Source organism: Cupriavidus pauculus (assembly GCF_002858765.1).
Taxonomy (GTDB): domain Bacteria; phylum Pseudomonadota; class Gammaproteobacteria; order Burkholderiales; family Burkholderiaceae; genus Cupriavidus; species Cupriavidus pauculus_B.
The window spans coordinates 430,698-447,404 of sequence record NZ_PJRP01000002.1; the positions used below are offsets into that span (position 1 = coordinate 430,698).

The window sequence follows — 16,707 nt, forward strand, 5'->3', positions numbered from 1 at the left end:
ATTGGCGATCGATATGCCCGTGGTGTTCTCCCCTCTCCCGCTAGCGGGAGAGGGGCTGGGGGAGAGGGCAAGCGGTTCGTATGCCGACCACGCTCGCCAAATTGATGTCTCCCACCGACCCCTTCGTCCTGCTCGACGATGCCCACGCGCCGGGCGTTGCCGCATCGCGCCTGTACACCGGCTTCGTGCGCCAGGACGTCGTACCGGCCGGCACCGATGCCGTCGCGCTCGACACGCTGCTGGCGCAAGGCTGGCGCGACGGCCTGCACGTCACGCTGTTTGCGCCGTACGAATTCGGCGGCCACCTTGTCGGCGCCCCGGTCCATCTGGACGCGTGTCTGGACGAACCGCTACCGTTTCACGATGGCGCCTTGCGCCTGCTGTGGTTTCGCACGCTGGCGCTGCTCGATGCCGGACAGGTGAAGCAGTGGGTGGACGCCCAGGCCCGGCCCGGCCCGGCTGGCGTGCTCGACGTGGCGGGCAACCTGTCGCGCCAGCAGTACACCGACGCCATCGCGCGCATCCATGCGTACATCGAGGCGGGCGATACCTATCAGGTCAACTTCACGCAGCGGCTGCGTTTCCAGGCCTTCGGCGATCCGGTGGCCTTCTACGCCGCCCTGCGCGACGCCCAGCCCGTGCCGTTCGGCGCGCTGGCACGGTTGCCCGGCGATGGGTGGGTGCTGTCGCTGTCACCGGAATTGTTCGTGGCGCACGATGGCGCCGGACATCTGGTGGCGCGCCCGATGAAAGGCACGGCACCGCGAACCGGCGAGGTGGACGTGGACGCGCGATCGGCAAAAATCCTTGCCACCGACCCGAAGAATCGCGCCGAGAACGTGATGATTGTCGACCTGCTGCGCAACGACCTCGGACGCCTTGCCGTGCCAGGCAGCGTGACGGTGCCCGATCGCTTTGTGGTCGAACCCTTTGGCCGCGTGCTGCAGATGACGTCGACCGTCACCGCCACGGCGCAGACTGGCACGTCGTTCGGCGGGCTGATGCAGGCGCTGTTCCCGTGCGGGTCGATCACGGGCGCGCCCAAGCGCCGCACCATGCAGATCATCGCCGAGCTGGAATCCTCGCCACGCGGTCTTTACACAGGGTCGATCGGTTGGCTCGATGCGCCGCGCGACGGCGCCGTGCTGGGCGCCTTCGGCATGTCCGTGGCAATCCGTACGCTGGTGCTGGCCGCCGCCGACGCGGGCGGTCTGCGGCGCGGCGAGATGGGGGTGGGCGGCGGCATCGTCCACGACAGCGTGGCCGACGACGAATTTGCCGAATGCGGCTGGAAGGCCCGTTTTCTCACCGCGCACGATCCGGGCTTCACGCTGTTCGAGACCTTGCATGCGCACGACGGCGTGGTGCCGCATCGCGAACGGCATCTCGCACGCATCGCCAAATCTTCAAAAACCTGCGGATTCGCGTTCGAGCTGCCTGCGGTGCGCGCGGCGTTGCAGGCCGAGGCCGCGCGGCTGGGTGATGGCGACTGGCGGTTGCGCATGAGCGTCGACAAGCGCGGTGCCATCGCATTTGCCAGCGGGGCGCTGGTGCCGCTGCCGGCCGCGATCGTCGATCTCGAATTGGCGGAATTGCGATTGCCTGTGGCCGACCCACTGCGCCGCCACAAGCTCAGCGCGCGCAGCACATTCGATCAGGGCTGGCAGGCCGCCGAGCGTGCCGGGGCATTCGATTGCCTGTTCTTCAATACGCGCGACGAACTGCTCGAAGGCGGCCGCAGTTCGGTGTTCGTCAAGGTTGATGGACGGTGGCTGACGCCGCCGCTGTCGGCCGACATCCTGCCGGGTGTGATGCGCGCGGTGGTGCTGGAAGCGGGCGATGCGCTGGTCGACGGGCCGGTGGCCGAGACCACGGTGACGCGCGAGATGGTGCTGCGGGCCGAGGCGATCGTCATCGCCAATGCGCTGCGGGGGGCGATGCCGGCACGGCTGCGTACCGAGGCCTGATGGTTTTCTCCCCTCCCCCGCAGGCGGGAGAGGGGAGTCAAACAATCCGGCAAACGAGTCGAATCAAGCCGAGAACGTGTGCTCGACCGCCGGGAAGCTGCCGTTCTTCACGGCGGCCACGTAGGCGCGCACGGCGCCTTCGATCGAGGTCTGGCCGTCCATGAAGTTGCGGACGAACTTGGCCTTGCGGCCCGGGTAGATATTCAGCATGTCCTGCAGCACCAGCACCTGGCCCGAGCAGTCCACGCCGGCGCCGATGCCGATGGTCGGCACCTTCAGCATCGCGGTCACCTCGCCAGCCAGCTTGGCGGGCACGGCTTCCATCAGGATCACCTGCGCGCCGGCTTGCTCCAGCGCTTGCGCTTCGCGTTTCAGTTGGGCGGCGCCGGCCTCGGTCTTGCCTTGTACCTTGAAGCCGCCGAACGCGTGGACCGACTGCGGAGTCAGGCCAATATGGGCGCACACCGGGATGCTGCGCTCGACCAGGAATTTCACGGTGGGCGCCAGCCATTCGCCGCCTTCGAGCTTCACCATCTGCGCGCCCGCGCGCATCAGCGTGGCCGCGCTTTCAAAGGCTTTCTCAGGGGTGGGATACGTGCCGAACGGCAGGTCCGTCACCAGCAGCGCGGTCTGGTTGCCGCGCGCCACGCATTCGGTGTGATACGTCATGTGCTCGAGCGTCACCGGCAGCGTGGTCTGCTGGCCCTGCATCACATTGCCCAGCGAATCGCCCACCAGGATCATCTCGACGCCGCAGTAGTCGAGCAGCGCGGCGAAGCTGGAATCGTAGGCGGTCAGCATGGCGATCTTGTCGCCGGCGTCACGCATGGCCTGGAGTTTGGGCGCGGTGACGGTCTTGCGGGAAGGGTCGAGGAGGTAACTCATGGCAGTGCCCGTAGGAGTGGCGGCCGTGTGTCGCACGAACAAGTTTCGGCGGCGGCCGTTGTCGTTATCGTGTTGTGCTGCCGGGGGCCTTAGGCGCGTCTTTGCAGCGGCTTCGGAGCAGATCAGCGGGCAGCGAGATTCAGGAAGGCCTTGCGGCCCCGCATGTTCTCGATGCGCGACAGTAGTGTACGGAAATCGCCGTCGTTGTCTACCGGATTGAAGTGGGCGGTATCGACGATCAGCACCGGGGCGTCGTCGTAGCGATGGAACAGTTCGCCGTAGGCGTCGTGCAGCCGTTGCAGGTACGCCTCGTCGATAGCAGTTTCGCCAGGCAGGCCACGTCGCAGAATGCGTTCGCGCAGCAGCGACGGCGTGGCCTGCAGCATGATGACCAGGTCCGCGCGTTGTGCGGGCACTTGCAGCCGCGCCGCCAGCGCGTCGTAGAGCGCCAGTTCATCGGTCTCCAGCGTCAGCGACGCATAGAGACGGTCGCGCGCCTGCAGGAAATTCGTGATCATGCGATGGCCGGCAAGCATTGCCGTCTGCCATTGCTGCAACTGGGTCGCGCGCTGGTTCAGGCAAGCCAGCTGCATCGGCAGCGCGTAACGCTGCGGCTCGCGATAGAAACGTTCCAGGAAGGGATTGTGGCGTGCGCCGTCGGGAAGTTCGCCGGCCCGCAGGTGTTGCGCCAGGCGTTGGGCCAGCGCGGATTTGCCCGAACCCACCGGGCCTTCAACGACGATGCGGCGCAGATGATCGAGCATGCGTCAGGGGCGCTGCGCGCTCAGGATGGGGGGTTGCCTTCCTGCAGGCGCGTGCACTTGCATGTGGAAAGCTTCTCGATGCGCTGGTCCTGCACGCCGGGCAGGAAGTCCGCCGCGCGGCCGCGGCCGGGAATGTCCAGCGTGGCGTCCAGCTCGATCAGCGGAACCAGCACGAATGCGCGTTCCGTGATGCGCGGATGGGGTACGGTCAGAGCCTCGGTGTTGATTGCATCGGTGCCGAACAGCAGCAGGTCAAGGTCCAGCGTGCGCGGCGCGTTGCGGAACGGCCGCTCGCGGCCGAACTGATCTTCGATATGGTGGCAGATGCGCAGCAGTTGCGACGCCGTGAACGGCGTTTCGATCTTGACCACGGCGTTGAAGTAATCGTCGCCGGTGGCGTCGACCGGGGCCGTCCGGTAGAACGACGAGCGCGCAACGACCGTGACGCCGACCTGCTGGGCCAGGCACACGATGGCGTCTTTCAACGCCTGGCGCGCATCTCCAAGATTGGCGCCGATGCCGATGAAGGCAAGCGTCATGTTATTCCTCCGGCTGGGCGCGGCGCGTTTCCGGCTCGGGCTGACCTCCATCGGCCCCGTCAGTCGATTGCGCCTCGCTGCGGGAAGACACTGTATCTGATTTCCGCGGACCGCGTCGGCGGCGCCGTTTGCGCGCCGGCGCGTCGCCGTCGTGGCCGGTGCCGTCCTCGGCGCCTTCCGGGCCACCGTCCTGGCCCCCGTCGTGGCTCTCACCCGCACCGCCCCTGGCGCCCTTGCCGGACTTGCCGCGCGCTGGGCGGGTCGATTCGATCAGCGCCTCGCGCTCGTCGGGGTGGGCGTTCTGGAAGTCGGTCCACCACTGGCCCACCTCGGCCGGCTGCTCGCCGGCCTCGCAACGCAGTTGCAGGAAGTCGTAGCCGGCGCGGAAGCGCGGCGATTCCAGCAGGCGGTACGGCATGCGGCCCACGCGCTTTTCAAAGCGCGGCTGCATGCCCCAGATGTCGCGCATGTCGGTGACAAAGCGGCGCTGGATGGCCAGTTGGCCGGTCTGCTTTTCCAGCACCATGTCCATGGCCGTGTTCAGCGCGGCAATCGGATGCTCGCCTTCGTCGCGCAGCTTGGTCCAGCGCTGCAGTACGTGGTGCCACAGCAGCGACGCGAACAGGAAACCCGGCGATACCGGCTTGCCGGCCTGTACGCGCCGGTCGGTGTTGTCGAGCGCCAGTTGTACGAAGCGCTGGCCCATCGGTTGTTCGATCGCCACATCCAGCAGCGGCAGCAGGCCCTTGTGCAGGCCGGCCTTGCGCAGTTCCTGCAGCGATGCCCAGGCGTGGCCCGACATCAGCAGCTTGAGCATTTCGTCGAACAGGCGCGCGCTGGGCACGTTGTGGATCAGCGGTGCCAGTTCTGCGATCGGCACACGCGTTTCCTCGTCGATGCCGAAGCCGGTCTTGGCGGCAAAGCGCACCACGCGCAGCATGCGGACGGGGTCTTCGCGGTAGCGCGTGACCGGGTCGCCGATCATGCGCAGCGTGCGGGCGCGGATGTCTTCCATGCCGTGATGGTAGTCATGCACGGTCTGCGCGGCCGGATCGTAGTACATCGCGTTGATCGTGAAGTCGCGGCGCTCCGCATCCTCGGCCTGCGATCCCCAGACGTTGTCGCGCAGCACGCGGCCGCTGGCGTCGATCGCGTGCGTCTTGCTGTCGAGTTCGGCCCGCTTCAGGCGGCGGCCTTCGGGCAGCGTCTCGCTGGCCACGGCATCCACCAGCGCGCGGAACGTCGAGACCTCGATGATCTCCTGCTCGCGCCCGCCGTAGAACGTCACGTGCACGATCTGGAAGCGGCGGCCAATGATGCGCGAGCGGCGGAACAGCGCCTGCACCTGCTCCGGCGTGGCGTTGGTGGCCACGTCGAAATCCTTCGGCTTGATGCCGAGCAGCAGGTCGCGCACGGCGCCGCCCACGATGAAGGCCTGGTAGCCGGCCTGCTGCAGCGTGGACGTGACCTTGACCGCGTTGCGCGAGATCAGCGCTGGGTCGATCTTGTGTTCTTCCACGCCAACCACGCGTGGGGTATGGGCGCGGCCCGTGCGGCGCTGTTTCGGCCCCGGCTTGCCCAGCAGCCGGGTGATGAGCTTCTTGATCACGTCAGAACAGGTCCATGATGCGCCAGCCAGCCGCCGCGGCGTGGGTACGCAGGCGGTCGTCGGGATTGGCGGCGATCGGCTCGCTGACCTTTTCGAGCAGCGGCAGGTCGTTGGCCGAATCGCTATAGAACGTGGTGGTGCCGAAGTCGTCCCACTTGGCGCCCAGGCTCTTGAGCCAGCTTTCCACGCGGGTGATCTTGCCTTCGCGGAAGCTCGGCACGCCAGCCACTTCGCCGGTGAAGGCGCTCTCGGCCTTGCCGTCGACCGTTTCCGGGTCGGTGGCGATCAGGTGCTTGATGCCGAAGGCCTGGGCGATCGGCGCCGTGACAAAGCTGTTGGTGGCCGTCACCACCGCGCACAGGTCGCCGGCTTCCAGGTGCTTGTACACCAGGGCCTTCGCCTGCGGCGTGATTACCGGCTCGATGACCTCGTGCATGAAGCGCACGCGCCATTGATCCAGGCGGTCGCGCGGGTTGGCCGCCAGCGGGGCCAGCGCGAAGCGCAGGAATTCCTGGATATTGAGCGTCCCAGCCTTGTATTGGCTATAGAACTCGTCGTTCTTGCGACGATACGATTCCTCGTCGACGACGCCCATGCGGACCAGGAAGCGGCCCCATTCGTGGTCGCTATCGGTCGGGATCAGGGTGTGGTCGAGGTCAAACAGTGCCAGATTCATGGGGCGCGATTTTACATTAAGGTGCCGCGAGCGGTCGGCCGGGCCCGGGCGGGGAGCAGGGCGGTGTCTCGCCAGCCCCACGGAGAAACCAATGGAACCGGCGGTTACTCCCGGAATTCGGCAAACATTTCGCGCAGCAGCGGCAGGGTCACCGCGCGCTTGCGCTCCAGCGCGTACATGTCCAGCGCGTCAAGCAGCGCCATCAGGCTGGGCATGTCGCGATAGTGGCGCGTGACCAGCCAGTGCGGGATTTCGGGCGACAACTGCAGCCCGCGCTCCTTGGCCGCCTGCACCAGCGCGGCCATCTTGTCTTCGTCGGACAGCGGCTGGAGCTGGTAGACCAGCCCCCAGCCCAGCCGTGTGCGCAGGTCTTCACGAACCGGCATGGCGCGCGGCGCCAGACCGCCCGCCACCACCAGCGCGCAGCGCACATGGGCGCGCACTTCGTTATAGAGCGAAAACACGGCAATCTGGCGGGCTTCGTCCAGCAGATCGACGTTGTCGACGGTATAGATCTGGCAAGCCGGGTCGAACATGAAGTCGGCCAGCGCGTGGTGCGGGCTCAGGTAGCGGCAGTTCAGGCCGGCGTGGATCGCGGTGTCGCATACGGCATGCAGCAGGTGGGTGCGGCCGGAACCCATGTCGCCCCACAGGTAGAACAGGCGGTCGTTGGCCTGCTCGCGCGCCACCAGGCCGGGCAGGTCGCGCAGGCGCTGCACCGGCTCGCGATTGGCCGACACGAAGAAATTGTCGAAGGTGGACGGGGGCGGGCTGCCCAGTTCCAGCGACAGCTGCTTATGACTTTGACGCGATGACATGACGAATCCGTTACTTGCCCGATACGTGCCTGCAGTATGCCTAGTGCCGGCCTAGTGCCGATAGAGGTCGCTGGCCAGGTAAACGCGCCGCAGCTGACGCGCGCCGACCAGTAGCACCGCACAGGTTGGCAAAGCCAGCAGCACGCCAAAGAAGCCGAACAGCTGCCCGAACGCCAGCAGCGCGAAGATCACCACCAGCGGGTGCAGGCCAATACGCTCGCCCACCAGGCGCGGTGTCAGGTAGAAGCTTTCCACGAATTGGCCGATGCCGTATACCACCGCCACGGCGCCCAGCCCGTACCAGTTGCCGAATTGCAGCAGCGCGGCCACGACCGCCAGCGTCAATCCGATGCCAAAGCCGATATACGGGATGAACACGGCCAGCCCGGTAAAGATGCCCACCGGAATGCCCACGTCGAAGCCGGCCACGGTCAGGCCGATCGAGTAGATCGCAGCCAGGATCACCATGACCAGGATTTGCCCGCGCAGGTACTGGGACAGCAGGGCGTCGGTCTCGGCGGACAGCTCATGCACCTTGGGCACCCAGCGGCGCGGCACCAGGCGCTCGATACGCCGCATGACCATATGCCAGTCCATCAGCAGGTAGAACATGAGGATCGGCACGATGAACAGTAGCCCGGCCAACTCGATCAGTGCCGAACCCGACACCCGCACGTAGTCGAACAGGGTCTGCATCAGGTCCTCGGGGCTGGCCGCGAAGCGGTTCTGCAGCATGCTGCGCAGTCCGGGGAAGTCGAATCGCACCCGCACGCCCAGTTCGGCCAGCTTGGGCGCCAGCACGCTGTTGAGCTTTTGCAGCAGGATAGGCACCTGTTCGCGCAATTGCGGGATCTCGCGCTGCAGCACGGCGATCAGCAGCAGCACCAGCAGCAGCAGGATCACGCCCAGCAGCCCGATCATCAGCGCCACGCCGATAAAACGGGGCACCCGGCGGCGTTGCAGCCAGTCCACGCCCGGATTGAGGATGTACGCGAAGATGAAGGCGACCAGAAACGGCGTCAGCACGGGCGCCAGCGCCAGAATCACGGCGAACAGGGCGGCGGCGACAACAATCCACAGCAGGATGCGCTTGGTGTCTTGGGAAAGCAGGGGGGCGGTCATCGGAGGGGCCGGCGCGTCATGGGTTGGCAGTGTGGCAGGTGGATTCGTCCGCGATCACTGGTCGCCGGGAGCCTGTATCCGTTAAAATCATGATTTTACTGGACTCGCGTCCGTGCTCCGTGCCCGATTGGCCCCCCGGCCCGGGACGCAGCGAAAAAGCGACGGATTCCACACTTCACCCTCATCCAAGACAAGCAGGTTCTCATGAGCGCATCCCCGACCGCCGGCCAGGCAGGCCTTTCCTACCGCGATGCCGGTGTTGACATCGACGCCGGCGACGCCCTGATCGACCGGATCAAGCCGTTTGCCAAGCGCACCATGCGCGAAGGCGTGATGGCTGGTATCGGCGGATTCGGCGCCCTGTTCGAGCTGTCGAAGAAGTACCAGGAGCCGGTGCTGGTGTCTGGCACCGACGGCGTGGGCACCAAGCTCAAGCTGGCGTTCCAGCTGAACCGCCACGACACCGTGGGCCAGGATCTGGTGGCCATGAGCGTGAACGACATCCTGGTGCAGGGTGCCGAGCCGCTGTTCTTCCTGGACTATTTCGCCTGCGGCAAGCTGGACGTGGACACCGCCGCCACCGTGATCCAGGGCATCGCCCATGGTTGTGAACTGTCGGGCTGCGCGCTGATCGGCGGCGAAACCGCCGAAATGCCGAGCATGTACCCGGACGGCGAATACGACCTGGCCGGTTTCGCGGTCGGCGCCGTGGAAAAGAAGAAGATCATCGACGGCACCACGATCCACCCGGGCGACGTGGTACTGGGCCTGGCCTCTTCGGGTGCACACTCGAACGGTTACTCGCTGGTGCGCAAGATCATCGAAGTGGCCAAGCCGGACCTGAATGCCGACTTCCACGGCCAGCGCCTGCAGGACGCCATCATGGCGCCGACGCGCATCTACGTGAAGCCGCTGCTGTCGCTGATCGACACGCTGCCGGTCAAGGGCATGGCCCACATCACCGGCGGTGGCCTGACCGAGAACGTGCCGCGCGTGCTGGCCGACAACCTGACGGCCGTGATCCAGCGCGATGCCTGGACGCTGCCGCCGCTGTTCCAGTGGCTGCAGGCGCAGGGCAACGTGGCCGACGCCGAAATGCACCGCGTGTTCAACTGCGGCATCGGCATGGTCGTGATCGTGGCCAAGGAAGACGCCGAACGCGCCATCCGCCACCTGCAGGCCGCCGGTGAAGCCGTATGGCAGATCGGCGAGATCCAGGAACGCGCCGAAGGCCAGGCGCAGACCGTGGTGGTTTAAGCCGTTTGTGTTTTCTCCCCTCTCCCGCTGCGCGGGAGAGGGGCCGGGGGAGAGGGTTCAGCGGTTCACATTGCGTTGATCAGCAAGCAGAACCTCATTGCCCTCTCCCCCAACCCCTCTCCCGCAGGCGGGAGAGGGGAGCACCCCCAGCACCTCCAGCACTCAGCACCTCCAGCATCGCCGGAGCATCCCAAGCCCGCCTTACGCGGCGCCCAGTTTGGTCAGCGCGTCGCCCGTCACGCGGCAGATCCGCCAGTCCGGCATCACGTCGGCACCCATCGCCTGGTAGAAATCGATCGACGGCTGGTTCCAGTCCAGCACCGACCACTCGAAGCGGCCGCAGCCGCGTTCCACGGCCAGTGCCGCCAGATGCTTGAGCAGGGCCTTGCCCAGCCCGTGGCCGCGCCAGGCCGGCTCGACGAACAGGTCTTCCAGGTACAGGCCGGGCTTGGCCAGGAAGGTCGAGAAGTTGTGGAAGAACAGGGCAAAGCCGACGGCCTGCTTCGCGCCGTCCTGGTCGACTTCCACCAGCACGGCTTCGGCATGGGGCTTGGCACCGAACAGCGCGTCGCCAAGCTTCTGCGGCGTGGCTTCCACCAGATGCGTCAGCTTTTCGTATTCGGCCAGGTCCGAGATCAGACGGAACAGCGTGGCGCTGTCGGCGGGCGTGGCGGGGCGGATCGAGAAGGCGGTCATCGCAATTCGCTTAAAAAACGGAAGCGATGATTATCGGTCACCCGGCGCGCGATCACCAGTCCGCGGCGCGGGCCACCTGCGTGACGTAGTCGGGCGCCAAGGCATCGACGCAGATGCGCTCCGGCGTGCTGCGCAGCCACGTCAACTGCCGCTTGCAGAGCTGGCGCGTGGCGGCAATGCCGCGCTCGCGCATGGTGGCGGCATCGCAGTCGCCATCGAGGAATTCCCACACCTGCCGGTAGCCCACGCAGCGCATCGACGGCAGCCCCAGATGCAGGTCGCCGCGTGCGCGAAGCCGCTGCACCTCGTCGATCAGCCCGCCATCGAGCATCGCGTCGAAACGGTCGGCAATACGGGTGTGCAGCATGGCGCGATCCGACGGCTCCAGCGCGATGACCCGGTAGCGCGCATCGGCCGCGCCGGTGAAGGTTCGCGCGTCAGCCTGCCGCGCCAGCAGCGTCGACATCGGCTGGCCGCTCAGGCGGTGAATCTCCAGCGCACGCTGGATGCGCTGCGCATCGTTGGGCGCCAGGCGCGCGGCCGTGACCGGATCGACCTCGGCCAGCATCGCATGCAGCGCTGGCCAGCCGCGCTCGGCGGCCAGGGCATCGAGTTCGGCGCGCACCGTGGCATCGGCCTGCGGCAGGTCGTTCAGGCCCTGCGTCAGCGCCTTGTAGTAGAGCATGGTCCCGCCGACGATCAGCGGCGTGCGTCCGCGCTTGCGGATGTCGTCGATCAGCCGCTCGGCATCGGTCACGAACTGCGCGGCCGAGTAACTGGCGAGCGGATCGATGATGTCGATCAGGTGGTGCGGCACGCTGGCCAGTTCGGCCGGCGTCGGCTTGGCCGTGCCGATATCCATCTCGCGATAAATCAGCGCGGAATCGAGGCTGATGATCTCCACCGGCTTGCGCGCGGCCAGCTCCAGCGCGGCAGCCGTCTTGCCGGACGCGGTGGGCCCCAGCAGGCAGACGATGGGCGGAAAGTCGGAAAACTGCGATGACATCATCAAACGGCCAACAGGGAACAGGGATTACTGGCCGCGCAGGAACAGGCGGTCGAGTTCGGTCACGGTCAGCTGCACCCACGTGGGACGACCGTGATTGCACTGGTCGGCGCGTTCGGTCTGTTCCATCTGACGCAGCAGCGCGTTCATTTCCTCGACGGTCAGCTTGCGATTGGCACGCACTGCGCTATGGCAGGCCAGCGTGGCCAGCAGTTCGTTCTGGCGCTCGGCCAGCACGCGCGAGCCGCCGTACGACTGCAGGTCGCGCAGCACGTCGCGCGCCAGCGCTTCGGCATCGGCCTGCTTGAGCAGCGCCGGAATGGCGCGCACGGCCAGCGTGGTGGGCGACATCGGCGCGATGTCGAAGCCCAGCAGTTGCAGGGTTTCCTGGTGCTCCTCGGCCGCGCCGATTTCCACCGGATTGGCCGGCAGCGTGACCGGGATCAGCAGCGGCTGCACGGCAAGCTGGCGCGCGGCCAGGCCGTCCTTGATCTGTTCGTACAGGATGCGCTCGTGGGCCGCGTGCATGTCCACCAGCACCAGCCCGCGCGCGTTCTGCGCCAGCACGTAGATGCCGTGCAACTGGGCGATGGCATAGCCCAGCGGATGGTCGGCGTCGCTGGCGGCGGTATCCGCCTCGGACAGGTTCGATACACGCGGCGGCAGGCGGTCCAGCAGGCTGGGCGGGTCGTCGGCACGGACGGCCTGGGCGTCGGCCAGCCACGCAGGCGGGCGCGACGATGGCTGCCACGATGCCGGATTTGCAGACCCCGGCGAGGTAGCGTCGCGCACCATGCCCAGATAGGCCTGGCGCGGTTGCGCGATGCCCAGCTCGGTCTGGCGGCCCGCCGAATAGTTGATCCATTGCGGCGCGGCGCCAGGCACCCCGGGCGCGGGCGCAGCCGGACGCGCGGACGGCATCGGCATCAGGCCCGCGCCGTCGTCGGTATCGGAATGCAGGCTGTCGCCCTGTTCGCCGGCCTGCCGGGCCAGGCATCGCTGTACGGCGTGATAGACGAACTGGTGGACGGCGCGCGATTCGCGGAAGCGCACTTCGATCTTCGACGGGTGGACGTTGACGTCGACCAGTTCGGGCGGCAGGTCCAGGCACAGCACGTACGACGGAAAGCGGTCGCCGTGCAGCACGTCCTGGTAGGCGCTGCGCACTGCGTGGTTCAGCAGCTTGTCGCGCACGAAGCGCCCGTTGACGAAGAAGTACTGCTGGTCGGGCCGTCCGCGCGACGCCGTGGGCAGGCCCGCAAAGCCATACAGGTGCAGCGCATCGGCATCTTCGTCCAGCGCCAGCCGTGCCCGCGCGAAATCGCCCCCCAGCACCTGCGCGGTGCGCGTGGCCACGTCGCCGGCATTCCAGTGCTCCAGCGGCTTGCCGTTGTGGTGGACGGAGATCGTGACGTCGGGCCGCGCCAGCGCCACACGCCGGATCATCTCCAGGCAGTGGCCCAGCTCGGTTTGCTCCGATTTAAGGAACTTTCTACGCGCTGGCGTGTTGAAGTACAGGTGCTGTACATCGATCATCGTGCCCACGCCGCCCGATGCGGGCTGCAACTGGCCGTTGTCGGCGCTGATCTGGGTGGCGTGCGCGGCGGTGGCGGTGCGGCTGGTCAGTACCAGGTGCGAGACCGAGGCAATCGACGCCAGAGCCTCGCCCCGGAAGCCGAGCGTCAGGACCGATTCCAGCTCGTCGAGCGAGGCGATCTTGCTGGTGGCGTGGCGCATCAGCGCAACGGGCAGTTCGTCGGCGGGAATGCCGCAGCCGTTGTCGGTGATAACAATACGCCGCACGCCGCCTTCCTCGAGCCGGATGCCAAGTTGCGTGGTGCCGGCATCGAGCGCGTTTTCGAGCAGTTCCTTGACCACTGAAGCGGGCCGCTCCACCACTTCGCCAGCCGCAATCTGGCTGATCAGTTGATCCGGCAACGGACGGATGGGGCGGCCAGGCTGGGTGGTGCGGAGGGGGTTTGAGGCTTCAGGCAGGGCGGCGTCGGCGGGCATGCGGGCGATTATACGTGCGGGCGGACACGTTTTCGGCACAAGCCCCGCCAAGAGGTGACGGATTGTCGTAATGGCTCTTGTATGATGGGGGCCTTCTTTGGAGAGAGGCTAATTTGGATACCGTATTGCATCTGATCGACATGGTTCTCCACGTCGACAAATTCCTGGGACAGTTCGTCCTGGACTATGGGGTCTGGGTCTACGGCATCCTGTTTGCCATCGTCTTTGCCGAGACCGGGCTGGTGGTGCTGCCGTTCCTGCCGGGCGACTCGCTGCTGTTCATCGCCGGCGCCATGTGCGCGGCTGGCGCCATGAACGAGTGGATGCTGGCGGGCCTGCTGTTCGTCGCCGCCATCACGGGCAACACGGTCAACTACTTCGTGGGCAGCTGGATCGGGCCCAAGGTATTCGACCAGCACTGGCGCTTCCTGGACCAACAAGCCCTGCGCAAGACGCACGACTTCTATGAACGCCACGGCGGCAAGACGCTGGTGATGGCACGCTTCATCCCGATCGTGCGCACCTTCGCGCCGTTCGTGGCGGGCGTGTCGCAGATGACGTTCGGGCGGTTCCAGCTGTTCAATGTGATCGGGGCGGCCACGTGGGTGTTCGGTCTGGTGTTCGCCGGCTACTTCTTCGGCAACCTGCCGTTCATCAAGCAGTACCTGAACCTGATCGTGCTGGCGGGCATTGGCGCGGCGGTGGTACCGCTCGTGCTGGGTGGCCTGTGGAAGCTGGTGCGCGGCAAGGGCCGCACGCGCGCCCCGGCTGACCGCTGAGCTGCGCAATACGCCGAGCGCCGCGGCCGGACGTCAGTTCAGGCTGCGGCTCATCATGCGCAAGGCCGGCATGCGGTCGCGAATCTGCGTGGTGTCGGCGGCATCGGGCCGCGCCTGGACATAGGCCTCCAGGTCTTCCAGCGCCGGCCGGAAGCACTCCAGGTTCGCGTAGGCCAGGCCGCGATCGCGGACTTCCTCGATCGAATCGGGCAGCAGGATCACCAGCCGGTTCTGTACTGCCAGCAGCCGTTGCCAGCGCGATTCCTGCAGATAGATTGCCTTCAGGTTGCGCAGCAGGCGCGCCACGATCTCGCGATGGCCGGCCACTTGCAGGAACAGCCCCAGCGGCACTTCATTCGACCCCGTGATGCCCTCGCGCTCCAGAAACGGGTCAAGCATCTCCTGCAACTGTTCCTTCGACAGCGTTTCGCCGGTCAACGGGTCGAGCACGACTTCGCCGGCGGGAATCGTCATGCGCACCAGGAAATGGTTGGGAAACGACACACCTTTCAGCGGCAGGCCGATCTGCTGGCCAAGCTCCATGTACAGCACGGCCAGTGAGATCGGAATACCCCGGCGCTGCTTGAGCACCACGTTCAGGTACGAATTGTCCGGGTCGTAGTAGTCGTTGGCGTTGGGTCCGAAACCCAGGTCCCGGTAGAAGAAATGGTTCAGCAGGCGCAGACGCTGGATGGCAGGCGTGCCTTCGGCGATCCGCCGCTTCAGACGCACCGCCAGCACGTCGAGGGCGGCCAGTTCGGCCTGCAGGTCAAGGTCAGGATAGGCGTCCTGGGCGATCGCGAGCGCGGTCTCGGTCAGCGGGATCGCGTCGTCGTCGGCCACGAGGCTGGCGAAGTAATCCAGGACTTTCGTGGAGGTCATGGGGCGGTGTTCCTGACTAGCCGGCGCGGCGCCGGAAGGCTGCGTAGCGCAGGCCCATGAGCCACAGTGTACCGAAGTAGACCGCCGCCGCAAGTACCAGGCAGGCGGCCATCAGCGCGATGCGCAGCCACGGCGTGGCCCCCATCGCCACCCAGTCGAAATTGCGCGAGAACCACAGCAGCATGCCGGAAAGGATCAGCATGGCCGCCGCCAGCCGCAGCAGGAAAATGCCCCAGCCCGGCGCCGGATGGTAGAAGCCGCGCCGGCGCAATCCGAAGAACAGCAGCAGCGCATTGACCGTGGCGCCGAAGCTGATCGACAGCGGCAGGCCGGCATGACCCAGCACCGGCACGAACACGAAGTTCGACAGCTGCGTGATGATCAGCACCAGGATCGCGATCTTGACCGGGGTGCGAATGTCCTGTCGTGCGTAGAAGCCCGGCGTCAGGATCTTGATGAGAATCAGCGCCAGCAGGCCCACGCCATAGGTGGCCAGCGCCTGGCGTGTCATCTCCACGGCATGGGCGTCGAAGCGGCCATAGTTGAACAGCACGGATGTCAGCGGCGCGCCGAACAGCATCAGCCCGGCAGCGCAGGGCAGGGCCAGCAGGAAGGTCAGCCGCAGGCCCCAGTCGAGCAGGCCCGAGTATTCCTCGCGATTGTCGTCGGCGTTGGCGCGCGACAGGCTCGGCAGCAGGATGGTGCCCAGCGCCACGCCCAGCAGCGCCGTCGGGAATTCCATCAAACGGTCTGCATAGGTGATGTACGACACGGCGCCCGCGCCCAGGCGCGACGCGATATTCGTATTGATGATCAGGCTGATCTGGGCCACCGAGACGGCCAGCAGAGCCGGCGCCATCTGCTTGACCACGCGCCGAACGCCGGGATTGGCCCAGGCTTCGCGCAGGTTCAGCGAGATCCGTGGCAGCACGCCCAGGCGGCGCATGGCGGGCACCTGGATCGCCAGTTGCAGCACGCCGCCGACCAGCACGCCCCACGCCTGCGCGTAGATCGGCTGCTTCATGTGGGGCCCGACCCAGACCGCGGCCACGATCAGGCAGAGATTGAGCAGCACGGGCGTGAACGCGGGCACGGCAAAGTTGCGCCAGGAGTTCAGGACCCCCGACGCCAGCGCCACCATCGAGATCAAGCCGATGTACGGGAACATCACGCGCGTCATGAACACCGCGGAGTCGTAGGTTTCGGCGTCGCCACGGAAGCCCGTGGCCACCACGGTCATGACAATCGGCGCGGCAATCACGCCCACCAGCGAGACGGCGGCCAGCACCCAGGCCATGACCGTGGCCACGGCGTCGATCAGCAGATGGGTTTCGGCGTCGCCGCGCTTGCCGTGGTACTCGTTCAGGATCGGCACGAAGGCCTGCGAGAAAGCCCCCTCGCCAAAGATGCGGCGCAGCAGGTTGGGGATCCGGAACGCCACGTTGAAGGCGTCGGTCATGTCCGACGCACCGAAGGCCCGGGCAATCAGGATTTCGCGCATCAGGCCCGTGATGCGCGATAGCATCGTCAGGCCGCTGATGGTGGCAAGCGCTTTGAGAAGGTTCAAGGTGGTATTCGGGGAAAGCTTCGGGCCGGCCGGCGGCTGCGCAGCCAGGGCGGAACGCCGTTCAGACGCCCGTTTGGCCCCAAAAGTTGCCGCGGCGCCACGGCATTTGACCAGGCGGCGCCGGATG

At 66.6% G+C, this 16,707-nt stretch carries 15 protein-coding genes; 3 read left to right on the forward strand and 12 right to left on the reverse strand.

Annotated features, from left to right (window positions below):
- Nucleotides 1-80 precede the first annotated feature (80 nt).
- Nucleotides 81-1,967, forward strand: a complete 1,887-nt coding sequence (locus CYJ10_RS06830) for a chorismate-binding protein (RefSeq protein ID WP_101680748.1) — start codon at nt 81-83, stop codon at nt 1,965-1,967.
- 63 nt (nt 1,968-2,030) lie between these two features.
- Here CYJ10_RS06830 and panB read toward each other — a convergent pair whose 3' ends face one another.
- From panB to CYJ10_RS06865, 7 genes are all read right to left on the reverse strand, one after another.
- On the reverse strand, nt 2,031-2,852 hold the full coding sequence (gene panB, locus CYJ10_RS06835; RefSeq protein ID WP_101680749.1) for a 3-methyl-2-oxobutanoate hydroxymethyltransferase: 822 nt from the start codon (nt 2,850-2,852) through the stop codon (nt 2,031-2,033).
- Nucleotides 2,853-2,974: 122 nt separating this feature from the next.
- Nucleotides 2,975-3,616: a deoxynucleoside kinase gene (locus tag CYJ10_RS06840; RefSeq protein ID WP_101680750.1), complete on the reverse strand. Its 642-nt coding sequence runs from the start codon at nt 3,614-3,616 to the stop codon at nt 2,975-2,977.
- 20 nt (nt 3,617-3,636) lie between these two features.
- On the reverse strand, nt 3,637-4,155 hold the full coding sequence (folK, locus tag CYJ10_RS06845; RefSeq protein WP_101680751.1) for a 2-amino-4-hydroxy-6-hydroxymethyldihydropteridine diphosphokinase: 519 nt from the start codon (nt 4,153-4,155) through the stop codon (nt 3,637-3,639).
- 1 nt (nt 4,156) lies between these two features.
- Complete coding sequence (gene pcnB, locus CYJ10_RS06850; RefSeq protein ID WP_101680752.1) at nt 4,157-5,764, reverse strand: polynucleotide adenylyltransferase PcnB; 1,608 nt, start codon at nt 5,762-5,764, stop codon at nt 4,157-4,159.
- Nucleotide 5,765: 1 nt separating this feature from the next.
- Nucleotides 5,766-6,440, reverse strand: coding sequence for a histidinol-phosphatase (locus tag CYJ10_RS06855; RefSeq protein WP_101680753.1), 675 nt, complete (start codon nt 6,438-6,440; stop codon nt 5,766-5,768).
- Nucleotides 6,441-6,544: 104 nt separating this feature from the next.
- Nucleotides 6,545-7,258 (reverse strand): DnaA regulatory inactivator Hda, encoded by a 714-nt coding sequence (gene hda / locus CYJ10_RS06860; RefSeq protein ID WP_101680754.1) that lies wholly within the window; start codon nt 7,256-7,258, stop codon nt 6,545-6,547.
- Nucleotides 7,259-7,309: 51 nt separating this feature from the next.
- The gene (locus CYJ10_RS06865) at nt 7,310-8,380 is read right to left on the reverse strand and encodes an AI-2E family transporter (protein ID WP_101680755.1); all 1,071 of its coding nucleotides are present in this window, start codon (nt 8,378-8,380) and stop codon (nt 7,310-7,312) included.
- A 204-nt stretch (nt 8,381-8,584) separates the two neighbouring features.
- Here CYJ10_RS06865 and purM point away from each other — a divergent pair, with 204 nt between their 5' ends.
- Complete coding sequence (purM, locus tag CYJ10_RS06870) at nt 8,585-9,637, forward strand: phosphoribosylformylglycinamidine cyclo-ligase (RefSeq protein WP_101680756.1); 1,053 nt, start codon at nt 8,585-8,587, stop codon at nt 9,635-9,637.
- A gap of 201 nt (nt 9,638-9,838) precedes the next feature.
- On the opposite strand, the gene CYJ10_RS06875 is transcribed toward purM, so the two are convergent.
- From CYJ10_RS06875 to mutL, 3 genes are read right to left on the reverse strand one after another with little or no spacing between them, the layout of a single operon-like run.
- On the reverse strand, nt 9,839-10,333 hold the full coding sequence (locus CYJ10_RS06875) for a GNAT family N-acetyltransferase (protein WP_374703234.1): 495 nt from the start codon (nt 10,331-10,333) through the stop codon (nt 9,839-9,841).
- A 52-nt stretch (nt 10,334-10,385) separates the two neighbouring features.
- Nucleotides 10,386-11,339 carry a tRNA (adenosine(37)-N6)-dimethylallyltransferase MiaA gene (miaA, locus tag CYJ10_RS06880; RefSeq protein ID WP_101681057.1) on the reverse strand — a complete coding sequence of 318 codons (954 nt, stop codon included), beginning with the start codon at nt 11,337-11,339 and terminating at the stop codon, nt 10,386-10,388.
- 27 nt (nt 11,340-11,366) lie between these two features.
- The gene (gene mutL / locus CYJ10_RS06885) at nt 11,367-13,352 is read right to left on the reverse strand and encodes a DNA mismatch repair endonuclease MutL (RefSeq protein ID WP_101680758.1); all 1,986 of its coding nucleotides are present in this window, start codon (nt 13,350-13,352) and stop codon (nt 11,367-11,369) included.
- 140 nt (nt 13,353-13,492) lie between these two features.
- Between mutL and CYJ10_RS06890 the strand changes: the two genes are divergently transcribed.
- Nucleotides 13,493-14,131, forward strand: a complete 639-nt coding sequence (locus CYJ10_RS06890) for a VTT domain-containing protein (RefSeq protein WP_180862866.1) — start codon at nt 13,493-13,495, stop codon at nt 14,129-14,131.
- 33 nt (nt 14,132-14,164) lie between these two features.
- Here the strand turns inward: CYJ10_RS06890 and CYJ10_RS06895 are convergent, their stop codons facing one another.
- The gene (locus tag CYJ10_RS06895; protein ID WP_101680761.1) at nt 14,165-15,013 is read right to left on the reverse strand and encodes a SirB1 family protein; all 849 of its coding nucleotides are present in this window, start codon (nt 15,011-15,013) and stop codon (nt 14,165-14,167) included.
- A gap of 16 nt (nt 15,014-15,029) precedes the next feature.
- Nucleotides 15,030-16,580 carry a murein biosynthesis integral membrane protein MurJ gene (murJ, locus tag CYJ10_RS06900; RefSeq protein WP_101680762.1) on the reverse strand — a complete coding sequence of 517 codons (1,551 nt, stop codon included), beginning with the start codon at nt 16,578-16,580 and terminating at the stop codon, nt 15,030-15,032.
- Nucleotides 16,581-16,707: the final 127 nt, after the last annotated feature.

What these genes read in the sequence shown, in the direction of transcription:
- CYJ10_RS06830 (WP_101680748.1), top strand. Translation starts at nt 81, where the DNA reads ATGCCGACCACGCTCGCCAAATTGATGTCTCCCACCGACCCCTTCGTC.
- panB (WP_101680749.1), bottom strand. Translation starts at nt 2,852, where the DNA reads ATGAGTTACCTCCTCGACCCTTCCCGCAAGACCGTCACCGCGCCCAAA.
- CYJ10_RS06840 (WP_101680750.1), bottom strand. Translation starts at nt 3,616, where the DNA reads ATGCTCGATCATCTGCGCCGCATCGTCGTTGAAGGCCCGGTGGGTTCG.
- folK (WP_101680751.1), bottom strand. Translation starts at nt 4,155, where the DNA reads ATGACGCTTGCCTTCATCGGCATCGGCGCCAATCTTGGAGATGCGCGC.
- CYJ10_RS06855 (WP_101680753.1), bottom strand. Translation starts at nt 6,440, where the DNA reads ATGAATCTGGCACTGTTTGACCTCGACCACACCCTGATCCCGACCGAT.
- hda (WP_101680754.1), bottom strand. Translation starts at nt 7,258, where the DNA reads ATGTCATCGCGTCAAAGTCATAAGCAGCTGTCGCTGGAACTGGGCAGC.
- CYJ10_RS06865 (WP_101680755.1), bottom strand. Translation starts at nt 8,380, where the DNA reads ATGACCGCCCCCCTGCTTTCCCAAGACACCAAGCGCATCCTGCTGTGG.
- purM (WP_101680756.1), top strand. Translation starts at nt 8,585, where the DNA reads ATGAGCGCATCCCCGACCGCCGGCCAGGCAGGCCTTTCCTACCGCGAT.
- CYJ10_RS06875 (WP_374703234.1), bottom strand. Translation starts at nt 10,333, where the DNA reads ATGACCGCCTTCTCGATCCGCCCCGCCACGCCCGCCGACAGCGCCACG.
- miaA (WP_101681057.1), bottom strand. Translation starts at nt 11,339, where the DNA reads ATGTCATCGCAGTTTTCCGACTTTCCGCCCATCGTCTGCCTGCTGGGG.
- mutL (WP_101680758.1), bottom strand. Translation starts at nt 13,352, where the DNA reads ATGCCCGCCGACGCCGCCCTGCCTGAAGCCTCAAACCCCCTCCGCACC.
- CYJ10_RS06890 (WP_180862866.1), top strand. Translation starts at nt 13,493, where the DNA reads ATGGTTCTCCACGTCGACAAATTCCTGGGACAGTTCGTCCTGGACTAT.
- CYJ10_RS06895 (WP_101680761.1), bottom strand. Translation starts at nt 15,013, where the DNA reads ATGACCTCCACGAAAGTCCTGGATTACTTCGCCAGCCTCGTGGCCGAC.